Source organism: Desulfosarcina sp., from assembly GCF_033791525.1.
In the GTDB taxonomy this organism is placed as follows: domain Bacteria; phylum Desulfobacterota; class Desulfobacteria; order Desulfobacterales; family Desulfosarcinaceae; genus Desulfosarcina.
This window is the reverse complement of sequence record NZ_JASJGN010000366.1, coordinates 15,267-29,376: the sequence shown is the minus strand read 5'-3', so window position 1 is coordinate 29,376 and position 14,110 is coordinate 15,267. Positions and strand designations below refer to the sequence as shown.

The following is a 14,110-nucleotide window of genomic DNA, read 5'->3' as shown; positions in this document are numbered from 1 at the left end:
ACAACAATCACTTAATACCCATTTCACTAGTGAAGCCGGTAATAGATAGAAAATTAACTAAAAACATATGAAGTATATGCTTACCCCAAATGTATTTAATCAAGTAGTCCCGTCGCTTCTTTTTTTCCTTCACGCAGAATTTTCCAAAACCGGATACCAGTAGATCGTCTCCATCTTCGAGGGTCCCCTTGACGATCTCGAGCAGGGATTCAACGGTTTCAATGGAATTTTTTTTCGTAAAACCCAAGTCGTTCACCTTAGCGACGATGTCGTTCTTGGTCAATGCCATAGCGCCTCCTGAGAGAAATGGTTGCCGGTTTCCAGGTATTGGGGTTCAAGCAGCATCGGATCATGGAACCCGACTCGGTCACTCCTGCCCAGTGGTTTCTTTCTTATCTTCGGGAATGATCCGGGCGACCTTGTCCATAATCGTATCCACCCTGCTCATTATCTCGTCAATTTCGGCTTTGAGCGCTTCATCTTCAGTTTCGGTCATGTGAGAATTTCCCTTTTTGGATAATCCGGCTTTTGCCACGGGATGCGTGTTGGGTCAACGCGGGTAGTTACCGTGTGCATAAAGGTAATCATAACAGTATTCCTGGTACTCGAGGTCTCGCGTGGCACCCGCCTCCTGATCAGAATCGACGGTTTTCTCCAGACGCGCCAACCATCGAATTTTCGCAAAATGGTAAAGGACATCCCGGATCAGCTCAGGATTGTCGCTGACCTCCGGATTGTTTTTGACAAAGAGGATCACCGCATCGATAACCGCCTTGACATTGCGGATATATTCACTGTCGTCCATGCGATACTCTGTGGAAACATCCAAAAACTTTCCCAGCAAAGCCTTGGCCATGCCTTCTACGGCATCGATACAATTCATCGGTTCTCGATTCTGTGCCTCACGACACACATCAGGGTATCTCAAGATTTATAGTAAGCGCTGAAATACCGCTTTGTTCAATAAAATCATACAGCTATTAGAAATATACGCAAGACCGAAGGATGTCAAGTTCATAAGATACCATAAACATTTAATCCGGAATCAGCTGACGGGCAATAGAGAATCCAGAAACGTTAACCACGTTCGGCATCCCACCTCAACGGAAAGAGGCAGCTACCGATTGGCCAATACCGTGTCAATCTCGTCTAAAAAACGGCTGCGGGGATTGAACTGGCCTTTGCGAAAATTGGCGGAAGTAATAAAGAGACAGCGCTCTGCCCGGGTCACCGCCACATACATGAGCCGACGCTCCTCCTCCAGGTCTTCGGCGCTGTCCATGGATCGCCAGTGGGGGAACAACTGCTCTTCGCACCCGATCACGAAAACCGTGTGAAACTCCAGGCCCTTGGCCCCGTGCACAGTGGAAAGGTTGACACCGTTGGATTCCTCCTCATCATCTTTGTCCTCTCGGACCAGTGCGGCTTCTTCCAGGTAGTCAACGATTGTCGCCTTCTGGGAGGCGGCGTGGATCAATTGATCGATGTTTTCCTGACGGGCGGTGAAGTCCATGGAATTGGATCGGGTGTAGTTTTCCAGATGGTCCATGTAACCGGTGCGGGCAATCGCCTGGCGTATGGCTTCATCAGGTCGCAGGTCCCGAATCTCGTCCAGAAGTGCCAGCAGATCGTTAAGGGAATGGTAAAGTTTGGGGGTGAGCACGCGTTCGGAAACCGCCACCCGGGCGGCCTCCTTCAGACTCATGGGTCCCCTGCGCATCTGAGATATCTTTTTTACGGTCCCCGGCCCGATGCCTCGTTTGGGCGTGTTGAGGACCCGTTCGAAAGCAGTGTCATCCTTGTCGAACACCGCGGCAGTGATGTAACAATTCAGGTCAAGGATCTCCACCCGGTCAAAAAAGCCCTTGCCGCCCATCATGTGGTAGGGGAGGTGCGCCCGGCGGAAGGCCTGTTCGAAGGGCAGGGAGCAGAACTTGGTGCGGTAGAGCACCGCCATCTTTTCATAGGGAATACCCATTCTGACCATACTGCGTATCTTGTCCGCCACCCAACGGGCCTCCTCCTGGTCGGTATAGAACTCATGGGTCTCGACCACGCCGCCTTCCTTGTCCGAGAAACAGGCCTTTTCCATACGGTTTTCATTATGGCCGATAACCCGGTTGCCCAGTTGCACGATTTCATCGGCCGAGCGGTAGTTCTGCTCCAGTCTGAAGATCCGTGCGCCCTTGTACTTCCTTTTAAAAGATAGGAAATGACCGACGTTGCTCATCCGGAACGAGTAAATGGACTGCCAGTCGTCACCGACGGCAAAAAGATTACCGTCTTTGAGCAGCAAGGCGGTAATCTCCTCGTTCAGGTCGTTGGTGTCCTGGTATTCATCGCAAAGAATGTATTGAAATTGGGTCTGGAAGCGCTGCCGGACGTCTGCATGGTCCCGCAGCAGGTTACGGGTCAACAGCAGGATATTGTCGAAATCGACTGCATTGGCCGCTTTAAGGACCCCTTCGTAGCGCTCGTACACATCGGCCAGGCGGATGTTGCCCTTCCGGGGATGGTTGTCAAAATAGGAACCGGGATGTCCGCTGTTTTTGGCATTGGAAATCTGCCCGAGCACGGACATGGCATGTTTTTTATCGTAATTCAGGGTTAACAGCACATCCTTGACGGTCTTTAGCTGGTGGTAAGACGTAAAGACCTGGAGGGGCGGATGAAAACCCATCAGGTAGCTGTATTCCTTAAGGATCTGGAAGCAGGCGGAATGGTAGGTGCGCACCCAGGGAAAGCGCTGGACACCCATGCCGGTCAACCGAATCAGGCGGCCCTTCATTTCCCCGGCCGCCTTGTTGGTGAAAGTGATGGCCAGAATCTGTTCGGGCAGCATGCCCGATTCCACCAGGTAGGCAAATTTTGCGGTCAGGGTTCGGGTCTTTCCCGATCCGGCGCCGGCCACAACCAGGGCCGGGGAGCCGGTATGTTCGACAGCGACTTGCTGCTCGGGTGAAAGCTGCATGAAAAATCTCTCCTGTCCTGACTGGCGTTATCGGGCAACCGGCAGCCTGACGATGGTAAAAAAGGGTGATGATCACAAACCGCGGTTGCAAAAGCGATGCAGGTTGCGATAATAAGGCGCCCATCGGCGGACTTGTGCCGATTCGGATGCCATCGGGTGCCGGGTGTCAAAAAAAACGGGTTCCCGCAAGGCAGATGAGGGAACCCGGAACTGGTTTTGGAGCCACCGCGCGGAGTCGAACCGCGGACCTACGCATTACGAGTGCGTTGCTCTACCAACTGAGCTACGGTGGCGTTTAACTGTCCCGCTGATTCGCAGGCAAGCATTTTATTTCGATTTTTTAGATGCTTATTGGGAATCAGCTGCGCCGCCAGCTGAGCTGCGCCGGCTGAAAAATAGAAGGATCACGTATAGCGTTTATGAATCAAAAGCAAGAAAAAAGTACATCGGACAGGCTGATCCGTTCCATTGCCGAGCGCACCGGCCCCCTCGTGGTTGCCGGTATGGGAAGCAGCGCCGGTGCTCGTCTGGCAGCCGGCGTCAGACGGGTGCTCAAGTCGCCCGTTTTGGTGGTGGCCGCATCGACCAAAGCCGCCGAACAGCGGAAGGCGGAAATCGATTTCTTTTCCGGAGAAACGGGCTCCGCCGCAGTTCTCTTTCCCCCTTACAATATTTCCCCGTTCAAATTCATGTCCTACCATAACGAAACAGCTGCCCGTCGCATCCGGGCGCTGTATGCCATGATCGAGGGTCAGCAGCCGCAAATTATGGTGACCGCAGCCACGGCCCTGCGTCAACGACTGATTCCCAAGTCCGTGTTGGCCGACTTTGCGGAGCTGATCCTCGCCGAAGAGGAGATCGAACCGGATCGCCTGGTGGCCAAACTCGTGGCCGGCGGTTATACCCGCAGCGTGGTCGTGGAAGAGCCGGGCGATTTTTGCGTCCGCGGCGGTATCATCGACATCTTTTCGCCCCTATATGAAAACCCCCTTCGCATCGAATTGTTCGGCGACTTTGCAGAAACCATCCGTTTTTTTTCCCCTTCCAGCCAGCGCAGTCTGAAACATGTGCACGAAGCGGTCATTCTGCCGGCCAGAGAAGTAACCTTAGAGAAAGCCCGACTGGATGTAATCGTCGGCCGCTTCCGGGCACGCGGACTCGAACAGGAACTGCCGCGCACCGCCGTCCGGGACATCGTGCAGCGCATCAAGGAGCAAGGGGTGTTTCCCGGCATCGAAAATCTCACCCCGATGATTTACGACCACATGGACACCCTTTTCGACTACCTGCCGGAAGGCACGGTCATCATCGCCGAAAATCCGGCCGAACTGGCCCAGGTCGCCGCCAAAAGCGAACAGCTTGCCCAGGTTAACTATCGCAAAGCCCGCAGCGAAAAACACCTGTGTGTGGAGCCGACGGACCTGTTTTTAAACTGGGAAGAAATCAGTGCCGATCTAACCCGTCGACGGGCCGTCTCGCTGGCACCGCTGGTGGTGACCGGTGCTGTCGATCGTCACACCGTATATGCCGAAACTGCAGACAACGGCGAGCTGTTGCTGGCCATGGAGCAGGCCAGGAAGACCGACCATCCGGCAGCCCCGCTGGTAAAGTGGGTGGCAGCGCAACAGGATGCGGGTCGCACCTGGGTGGTGGCCTGTGTGACCGCCCGCCAGGTCGGCCGGCTGGCTTCAATTCTGGCTCTTCATGGCGTCGAAGCGGTCACCGGCCAACCGTTTCCGCAAAAGCTCCGGCCGGGGGGGCTGTTCATCTGCCGGGGCAGCCTGAGTGCAGGATTTATCTGGCCGACAGACGGTCTTGCGGTAGCCACGGAGGCCGAAGTTTTCGGCCCCCGGGCCAAGCGCCCCAGACGCAGTGCAACGACCGTGCGAACTGAACTGCTGGCCTTTTCCGACTTGAAGCAGGGGGACCTGGTGGTCCACGACGAGCACGGCATCGGTCAGTACGAAGGGCTGATTAAACTAAGCCTGGAAGGCACCGTCAATGACTTCCTGCTGGTCGCCTACCGGGATGAGGATCGCCTCTATCTGCCCGTGGATCGCATGGGGCTGATCCAGAAGTACATGGGGGTGGAGGGCATGATGCCGGCCCTGGACAAAATGGGCGGCCGGGCCTGGGAGCGGGCCAAAGAGAGAGTGCGTCGGTCAGCGGAAAAAATCGCCGGGGAACTGCTCAAGATCTACGCCCAGCGCAAGATCAACGACGGGCACGGGTACGGCGCAGCCGACAGCCATTTTGCCGACTTCGAGGCAAACTTTTCCTACGAGGAGACCCCGGATCAGCTCAAGGCCATCGAAGATGTACTCGAGGACATGCACAGCACCACCCCCATGGACCGGTTGGTATGCGGAGACGTGGGTTACGGAAAGACCGAGGTGGCCCTGCGAGCCTCGTTCCTGGCCGTCAGCGAGGCCAAACAGGTGGCTATGCTGGTTCCAACCACGGTGCTGGCCGAACAGCATTACGCCACCTTTGTCCAGCGCTTTGATGCCTACCCGGTGAAGGTCGCCTGCCTGAGCCGTTTCCGGTCACGGCCCGAGCAGCGCCGGATCGTGGAAGAGATAAAAAAAGGCACCGTAGACATCGTCATCGGCACCCACCGGCTGCTTCAAAAGGATGTCACCTTTGCCGACCTGGGACTGTTTATCCTCGACGAGGAGCAGCGATTTGGCGTTCGGCACAAGGAAAAGCTCAAACGACTGAGAACCACCGTAGATGTGCTGGCCCTCACCGCCACCCCCATCCCCAGAACACTGCATCTCTCAATGATGGGCATCCGGGACATCAGTGTGATCTCTACACCGCCGGAGCAACGCCATGCCATCATCACTTACGTGTGCGAGTTCGACGACACCGTGGTAAGCGAGGCCATCCGCAGTGAACTGACCCGGGGCGGACAGATCTTTTTCGTACACAACAACGTCAAGGCCATCGACCGTATGGCCGCCTATCTACAGGAAAGGGTACCCGAGGTCCGCCTGGCCGTTGCCCACGGGCAGATGGCCGAAGAGGATCTGGAGTCGGTAATGATGCGCTTCATGAACCGAGAGATCGACATGCTCGTGTGCACCACCATCATCGAGTCCGGCATCGATGTGGCCACGGCCAACACCATCCTGGTCAACCGGGCAGACCGGTTCGGTCTGGCCCAGATCTACCAGCTGCGGGGCCGGGTGGGCCGGTCCGACGAGCAGGCTTATGCCTACCTGTTCATTCCCGAAGAAACCCGGCTGGGAAAAAATGCCCAAAAACGTCTCAAAGTACTCATGGAACACAGCGATCTGGGATCCGGTTTCCAGATTGCCATGAACGATCTGAAAATCCGGGGCGGCGGGGCGATTCTGGGCGCGTCCCAATCCGGCCACATTTCCGCCGTGGGCTATGATATGTTCCTCAAGCTCATGGAAGAGGCCGTGGCCCAGATGAAAGGGGAGCCCATCACCGAAGGACTGGAGCCGGAAATCAACCTGCCCATGTCCGCCTATGTGGCCGAGGAGTATGTGGTCGATATCGACCAACGGCTGTCCATCTATCGCCGCCTGGCCAAGATGACCGATCTCAAGGAAATCGCCGCCATGAAGGCTGAGCTGGCGGATCGATTCGGCCCACTTCCCGAAGAGACGGAAAATTTGCTGTTGAAGATCATGCTGCGTGTATTGTCGGTCCGTGCCGGGATCAAGCGCCTGGACCTTTACGGCCAGCAGCTGTGCCTGGCATTCAGCGAGACCCATCAACAGCGACCCTTGGGAATTGTCCAGATGATCACCAACGGTAAACAACCCTACCAATTCACCCCGGACCACCAGCTCAAAGCCACGCTGGTCAAAGGGACTGCGCGGACCATGCTGGCCCAGGCGAAAAACATCTTGATCGAAATAGCGCAACATGTTAATTCCTGAAGGCTTATGAGAACCATATTTAGAAAATTTGCAGTGAGTTATACTCATGATGAAAAATTGGCGATGCGACGCTGTCCGCCGGTTGTGAGGCATGTGTGCCGCCTCATCTGTTGCGCAGCAATGGTTGCATGGACGGGTTGTTCGGGACCGGACAATTCATCGCAGCAGGATGCCGTGCTGATCCGCACCGACCAGCAGACCGTGACCCAAGCCCAGTTCGAACGCGCCTTTGAGGCTGCCCGGATTGCCTATAGCGACGACCGATCGGTGGATCCTCAGATGATTGAAAATGCGCGGTTGCGCCTGCTGAATCAAATGACCGAAGAGGTGATCGTCGACCGCCGGGCTCATGAACTGGGCATCGTACTGGATGATACCGAAGTTGAAGCGGCGATCCAGGCAATTAAAAAGGATTACCCGGAAGACGAATTCGAACAGATGCTGCTGGAAAGCGCCATCCCCTATTCATTGTGGACGGAGCGGCTGCGGGTGCGCCTGCTTATGGAAAAAGTGGTGGACCGGGAACTGGTTCAACCGGTGAACATAACCGCACAGGATATTGAAGCTTACTATAAAGCCCACGAAGAAGACTTTGCCGGCAATGATGAAAGTCCGCCGAAGATCGATTTGAAGCATCACATCGTTGAACGGCTCCGGCTCGAGAAGGTGGAAGCGGCGTATCCGCCATGGATGGACGGGCTGCGAGCGCGCTACGGGGTCGAGATCAACTGGGAGCTGTGGGAGCGGTCCCAACGCCCCGGCGCCGGATCCACCGGTCAGGAAAAGGAATAGTTGCCTTGAAGCGAAATTTGTCTTTGGGTATGCTGATTGGGGTGTGGGTATTGGTTTTCACAGCCACGGCCACGGCTTCGGCCGCATCCGAGGTATTGGACCGGATCGTGGCTGTGGTCAATGAAGACATCATTTTGCTGACCGAACTCGAGGAACGGATGGGACCTTATGCCCAGCGCATCCGCCAGCAGGCATTCGACCTGGACAAAGAGCGGCAGATGCTATTCAACGTTCGAAATGAGATGCTCAACCGCCTGGTGGATGAAAAGCTCACCGATCAGGAGATCAAACGCTACGATATCCAGGTGGATGAAACGGAGATCGACAGCACCATCGAACGCATCAAAATAGCAAACACCTTTACCGATGAAGACCTGCGCCGTTTTCTGGAACAGGATAAAATGACCATGGAGCGATATCGGGAAACAATCAAAGAGCAGGTCCTTCGCACCCGGCTGGTCAATTATCAGGTCAAGTCCAAGATCGTCATCACCGAAGAAGAGATCCGGGACTACTACGACAGCCACCCTGAGATTTACGGCGGAACGCTTAATTACCATTTAAGAAATATCCTGATGCGGGTTCCGGATTTTTCTATCGATGCCGAAAAGCAGACGGTAAGCGAACAGATGCAACAAATCCACTCACGGTTCGAAGCCGGAGAATCCTTTGCCGATTTGGCCCGAACCTACAGCCAGAGCCCGGCCGCTGCAGACGGCGGTGACATCGGCGAGTTTTCCAAAGAGACCCTTTCTCCAAAAATCCAGGCGGCGCTCGACGGGGTGGCCCCGGGCCAGGCAACTGCAGTCCTGGAAACGGATCAGGGGTATCAGCTCTTTTATGTGGAGGCGGTCGACCGGACCGAAGGGAAGCCCTTGGATAGCGTAAGGGAAGAGATCCACCAGAAACTGTTTGCCGAGGTGGTGGATAAAAAATTTCTCTCATGGCTGGAGGATCTACGCAGTCAGTCACACATCAAAATCATCAATTAGGATTGGAATCGAACGCATAAGATTCAAGATCCTTGGATATAGCGGTTCTTCTCTATGGAATCGGAAACGAATCAGGATACATTCGGCGGCTATCTGAAAAGCTTTCGGGTAAAACAAGAACTGGCGATTCAAACGGTCGCCGAAAAAACAAAAATCGCCGTCCACTGCCTCAAGGCCATTGAAGAAAATGCCCATGAGGGGCTCCCCCCACCGGCCTATGTCAAGAGCTTCATTCGAATCTACGCTGATGCAGTGGGGGCCAATGCGGACGTCGCCGTCGAATTCTACCTGTCGGACCTGAAACAGCAGGAACACGCCAAGCAGAATCACCTGAGACGTCGGGAAAAACTATGGGCCTTCCGTCGGGCGATGATGGCAGTGGGTCTAATCGTCGGCATTTTGTTTCTGCTGCGGTACACCGATTTTTTTATGGCTCCGGCACCGCCGCAAAACACAACGGCGCCAGAAGGCACGGCCTTGTCCGAACCGGCTGTCTCAAGAGCTGAGACAGCCGGGAACCGCCCGTCCGCTGCAAAGACGCAGGACAAGCTCAAACTCCAGATTATCGCCGTGGAGCGAACCTGGTTGAAGGTGATTGTGGACGGACAGAATGCCCGGTCCTATGATTTAAAGCCCGAGGATCGTCTGGAGTTGGAAGGAACCGACAACTTCAATCTGATGATTGGCAACGCCACCGGGCTGCAAATTTTTCTGAATGAGCGACCGGTGAAGATCTTCGGAAACAGCGGTCAAGTGGTAAGCCTGAAGATACCCTGACGAGAAAACAGCTCAACCCTGAAAGCTCAAAGGTCAACGCTTAAGGCTCAAGAGCAAGAGATCGGGGGCGGGGGCTCAACGAACCCAACGAACCCAACGAACTCTCCCATGCAACAGGATAGACAAAAAATTCTGACCATCAGCGTCAAACGGCTGTTGCGGCGGGGCGCCAGCAGCCGGCTTCACAAAATCGTCAACAAAACCCACGGCGCGGATATTTCCATCCTGTTCAGGAGCCTGTCGCTCCAGGATCAACGGCTGCTGTTCGACATGATTGAAGATGTGGAGCAAAAGGGGATTGTCTTCAGCGAGTTGGATGAAGATCTCTTTGTCGAACTCATCGACGGCATGGATCCGGATGAAGTCGTGGCCGTCTTGGAAGACATGCCCAACGATGACGTCGCCGACCTGCTGAATCAACTCCCCGATGAAACCGCCAGCACCCTGCTCAAGCGCATGAAGAAAGAGGGATCCGATGAGGTCGAAGACCTCATGCGATTCGAAGACGATACCGCTGGTGGTATCATGAACCCCGACTTTATCGCCCTGAACCAGGAGATTACCGCCAAAGAGGCCATCGAGCGAATCCAGAAAGAGTTTGCCGATGTCGAGATGCCCTTTTATCTCTACGCGGTGGACGAATACGGCAACCTGGTGGGTGTCTGTTCCCTGCGGCAGCTGGTGGTGGTCAAACCCCAGACGCCCTTGAAATCCTTCATGGCCACCGATGTCCTTTCCGTGCAGACGCACATGGACCAGGAGGAAGTGGCCAAACTGGTCGCCCGCTACGACATCCTGGCCGTTCCGGTGGTGGACGAGAGCAACCGGCTGGTGGGAATCGTCACCGTGGACGATGTCATCGATATTTTCCGCGAAGAGGCGACCGAAGATATCCTGAAGATGGCCGGTGTGGGTGAAGAATTCGTTGAAACTCAAAGCATCCTCAAAAGCACCCGCATCCGCCTGCCCTGGCTGTTTGCCAGCTGCCTGGGCGGGATATTCGCTTTTTACGTCATCGGCCAATTCGAGGACAGCCTGAGCAGGATCACCTACCTGGCCGCCTTTATTCCGGTTATTATGGGCATGGGCGGCAATATCGGCACCCAGTCCTCCACCATCGTGGTGCGCGGACTGGCCACCGGGCGGCTCAATATCCGGGACATCGGTTCGGTGGTGGGTAAAGAACTGAGCGTAGGCTTGATCCTTGGCCTCGTCTACGGTCTGCTCATCGGGTCGGTGGCCCAATTGCAGTACAGCACCTTCATGCTGGCGCTGGCAGTTTGCCTGGCAGTCATCTGTTCGATGTCCGTTGCCGCTCTGGTGGGATCATGCGTGCCCATGCTGCTGGCACGGATCAATATCGATCCAGCCGTTGCCACCGGTCCGTTCGTGACCACCTCCGTCGATATCATCAGCGTCTACTTTTACTTTACCATCGCCACCAGATTTCTCGGCGTCTGAGATCATGGCCAGCCTGAACACACCCGCCATCCTGCTCCGTCGCATCGAGTTTGGCGATTTCGACCTCATAGTCACCCTGTTCACCCAGGCACAGGGAAAGACCAGTGCCATTGCCAAATCCGCTAAAAAGAGCGTCAAACGATTTTCCGGGGTACTGGAACCCTTTTCCCGGCTTAACGTGGTGTTGGCCCAAGGCCGGGGCAAAGGCATGCCGGTGCTCCAGGAGGCGTCTCTGGAAGATCCGTTTTTCAAAATCCGCGAAGATATCATTAAAACCGTCTATGCCAGCTACTGGTCGGAATTGATTTATCTGTGGATGGCCGAGGGAGAACCCCAGGAGCCACTATACCGACTGATGTCGCATGTGCTGGCCGAACTCAACCGGGGAGAGACGCCCGTGGAAGTGCTCAGCATCCTGTTTCAGATGCGCTTTTTATCACTGGCTGGATTTCGTCCCAATTTCGACCACTGCCATACCTGCAAAACCTGCCTGGACCAGATCCGGCATGCGTCGGTGGTCTCGGATCCCTCCAAAGGGGGGATTGCCTGCCCGACCTGCGGGATCCCCACCAATGGCCGACTGAAGATCTCCAAAGGCACGTTGAAACAGCTCATGTGGACCGACACCGGGAACCTGGAGCGGGCCGCCCGGGTCCGGTTTGCGCCCACGGCCATCTCCGAGGGGCTGAAATTTCTGGAAGCCTTCGTTCCCTTTCACATCGGCAAGTCCCCCAAAAGCCTTAAGGTACTTCGGGCTATCCGGCAAACAATGGGTGGCAGGAAAACACCTGTACCGGCAAAACCATAAGCGTGTGCTTTTTTTGTAATATAAATACATAGTGTTAAGTTTTAGGTGTTAAGTGTTAAGTTAAGGATTGGAATCTATATATAATCGACAGAAACCATCGACTTAAGACTTAACACTTAACACACTAATATATAAATCTAAATTGAAAATCATGGCAACACGGACCAAGGCAATGACACTGGGCAATATCGGGCCGCTGCTGGACAGCCATCCCATCGACGCATCGGCGCCCTGTCGAATCGATTTCGGGGGGACGTTGGACATCAGCAGCTTTCATTATCCGCTGAGGCACTTGGCCCCATCCACGGTTAATATCGCCTTGGATCGACGCACCACCGTCAACCTGCGCCCGATCACCGGCAATCGGATACAGGTCTCATCAGCGGGCTTCGCCGACGCGGTATTCAACCCGTCAGACGCCCCCTACGATCACCCCCTGGGCCTCATGTTCGCCGTGGCTGACTATTTCGGCGCCAGGGGGGTTCACATACACATCCATTCCTCATCACCGCCCAAAAGCGGGCTGGGGGGATCGTCGGTGGCTGCCGTAGCCCTGATTGCCGCTTTTTCCAAGGCGCTGATTGCTTTGGGCAAAAAGGGAATCTCCCGTGACCGGATGGTGCTCCTGGCCCACGCCATCGAACAGAGCGTGGCCGGTGTGCCCTGCGGCCTCCAGGATCAGCTGGCCGCCGCTTTCGGCGGGGTCAACGCATGGACCTGGCCGGCGGATCCGGGCCAGACACCGTTCTCCGGAAAGCCTCTGTTGGAGGGGCAAGCGCTTCGGCGCCTGGACCGCCACCTGCTGGTGGCGTACCTGGGTGTCACCCATGTATCCAAGGATGTCAACCGGTCCTGGGTCAGACAGTTCATCAGCGGAAACGGCCGTAAAAACTGGCATGAAATTGTCCGCCTGACCCAGGATTTTGCCCGAGCGATCATCCGATGGGACATACAGGCAGCCGCCGAAGCCATGAACCGGGAGACAGCCATTCGAAAGGCCATGACCCCACAGGTGTTAGACGACATGGGCGACCGGTTAGCGGCAGCCGCTTTCGAAGCCGGATGCGGTGCCCGGTTTACCGGGGCCGGAGGCGGCGGATGCCTGTGGGCCATCGGTGCAACCGACGCCATGGCAGCCCTGAAGCCGGCATGGGAAAAGGTGCTGTCAGGGCGGCCTACGGCCGGATTGCTCACCTGCGGTGTAGACGCCAACGGAGTCATGTAAACAACCCCATTTGAATGTCAACGGCCAACTTAAAAATGTCCAATGAAGGATGTCGGCTTAATGTGGATGAACCCAGCAACTATCAATGACCGCGAAAGCGCGACCACCAATTGACATTTTTGCTTTGGCCGTTGGCATTGCCCTGAAGGCAAACCCCGGTCTTGTTAAACGTTATCGATAATGCTACGTAAGTCGCCTATCGAACACCGTGTCATATCCGGGAATTTCAATCGATTATTAATTTTATCAACCGTTTGACTATCGATACGGACCGTCGAGGAAACGCGCATGAATTTTCAGGATGTCATTCTCACATTGGACCGATTTTGGGGCCGTAAGGGTTGCGTGGTGGTTCAGCCCTACGATCAGGAAGTAGGCGCCGGAACCTTTCACCACCACACCACCTTGAAAGCATTGGGACCCGAGCCGTGGGATGTGGCTTACGTCCAGCCATCCCGGCGGCCCACCGACGGACGCTACGGGGATAACCCCAACCGCCTTCAGCATTATTACCAGTACCAAGTGCTGCTTAAACCCTCCCCCACCAACGTTCAGCAGCTCTACCTGCAGAGCATGAAGGCCCTGGGCGTGGACCCGCTGGAGCACGACATCCGCTTCGTGGAAGACGACTGGGAGTCGCCCACCCTGGGCGCTTCCGGCTTGGGCTGGGAGGTGTGGTTGGACGGCATGGAGTGCACCCAGTTCACCTATTTTCAGCAGGCCTGCAGCATGGAGCTGTCGCCCATTTCAGTGGAGTTGACCTACGGCCTGGAGCGCATCACCATGTACCTTCAGGGTGTCGACAACGTCTACGACCTGATGTGGAACGACACGGTCTCCTATGGACAGGTCCACCACCAGCAGGAGGTGGAGCAATCCACCTACAACTTCGAAAAGGCCGACGTGAACATGCTGCTGGACCTGTTCAACCGTTATGAAGCCGAAGCCGGACGGATTATCGAAGCGGGTCTGGTGCTTCCGGCCTATGAATTCACCCTCAAGTGCAGCCACACCTTCAATCTGCTGGACGCACGCGGCGCCATCAGCGTCACCGAACGGACCGGTTACATCGCCCGGATCCGTAATCTGGCGCGGGCCTGCGGCATGGGCTACCTGAAGCAACGTGAAGCCATGGGCTTTCCGCTCTTGAAAAAAACAGCATGATTG

At 55.6% G+C, this 14,110-nt stretch carries 12 protein-coding genes and 1 tRNA gene; 8 read left to right on the top strand and 5 right to left on the bottom strand.

The annotated features are described in order from the left end of the window. Window positions 1-7 precede the first annotated feature (7 nt). The 5 genes from QNK41_RS18125 to QNK41_RS18105 form a co-directional block, all read right to left on the bottom strand. The gene (locus QNK41_RS18125; RefSeq protein WP_319259692.1) at window positions 8-289 is read right to left on the bottom strand and encodes an HU family DNA-binding protein; all 282 of its coding nucleotides are present in this window, start codon (window positions 287-289) and stop codon (window positions 8-10) included. Between the two features lie 78 nt (window positions 290-367). Further along, window positions 368-496 carry a hypothetical protein gene (locus QNK41_RS18120; protein WP_319259689.1) on the bottom strand — a complete coding sequence of 43 codons (129 nt, stop codon included), beginning with the start codon at window positions 494-496 and terminating at the stop codon, window positions 368-370. Window positions 497-550: 54 nt separating this feature from the next. After that, window positions 551-883, bottom strand: coding sequence for a hypothetical protein (locus QNK41_RS18115; RefSeq protein WP_319259686.1), 333 nt, complete (start codon window positions 881-883; stop codon window positions 551-553). 234 nt (window positions 884-1,117) lie between these two features. Then, entirely contained in the window at window positions 1,118-2,971 is a 1,854-nt protein-coding gene (locus QNK41_RS18110) for an ATP-dependent helicase (protein WP_319259684.1), read from the bottom strand. A 217-nt stretch (window positions 2,972-3,188) separates the two neighbouring features. Further along, window positions 3,189-3,264: transfer RNA gene (locus tag QNK41_RS18105), tRNA-Thr, on the bottom strand. Between the two features lie 126 nt (window positions 3,265-3,390). On the opposite strand from QNK41_RS18105, the gene mfd reads away from it, so the two are divergent. The 8 genes from mfd (at window position 3,391) to glyQ (ending at window position 14,107) form a co-directional block, all read left to right on the top strand. Continuing rightward, complete coding sequence (gene mfd, locus QNK41_RS18100; protein ID WP_319259681.1) at window positions 3,391-6,888, top strand: transcription-repair coupling factor; 3,498 nt, start codon at window positions 3,391-3,393, stop codon at window positions 6,886-6,888. Window positions 6,889-6,894: 6 nt separating this feature from the next. Next, window positions 6,895-7,680, top strand: a complete 786-nt coding sequence (locus QNK41_RS18095) for a SurA N-terminal domain-containing protein (RefSeq protein ID WP_319259678.1) — start codon at window positions 6,895-6,897, stop codon at window positions 7,678-7,680. A gap of 5 nt (window positions 7,681-7,685) precedes the next feature. After that, window positions 7,686-8,672: a SurA N-terminal domain-containing protein gene (locus tag QNK41_RS18090; RefSeq protein ID WP_319259675.1), complete on the top strand. Its 987-nt coding sequence runs from the start codon at window positions 7,686-7,688 to the stop codon at window positions 8,670-8,672. A gap of 54 nt (window positions 8,673-8,726) precedes the next feature. After that, on the top strand, window positions 8,727-9,449 hold the full coding sequence (locus tag QNK41_RS18085; RefSeq protein WP_319259673.1) for a helix-turn-helix domain-containing protein: 723 nt from the start codon (window positions 8,727-8,729) through the stop codon (window positions 9,447-9,449). 108 nt (window positions 9,450-9,557) lie between these two features. Then, window positions 9,558-10,910, top strand: coding sequence for a magnesium transporter (gene mgtE, locus QNK41_RS18080; protein WP_319259670.1), 1,353 nt, complete (start codon window positions 9,558-9,560; stop codon window positions 10,908-10,910). Between the two features lie 4 nt (window positions 10,911-10,914). Next, window positions 10,915-11,718, top strand: coding sequence for a DNA repair protein RecO (recO, locus tag QNK41_RS18075; protein ID WP_319259667.1), 804 nt, complete (start codon window positions 10,915-10,917; stop codon window positions 11,716-11,718). Between the two features lie 151 nt (window positions 11,719-11,869). Next, on the top strand, window positions 11,870-12,943 hold the full coding sequence (locus tag QNK41_RS18070; protein WP_319259664.1) for a galactokinase: 1,074 nt from the start codon (window positions 11,870-11,872) through the stop codon (window positions 12,941-12,943). A gap of 288 nt (window positions 12,944-13,231) precedes the next feature. Continuing rightward, window positions 13,232-14,107 (top strand): glycine--tRNA ligase subunit alpha, encoded by an 876-nt coding sequence (gene glyQ, locus QNK41_RS18065; RefSeq protein WP_319259661.1) that lies wholly within the window; start codon window positions 13,232-13,234, stop codon window positions 14,105-14,107. Window positions 14,108-14,110: the final 3 nt, after the last annotated feature.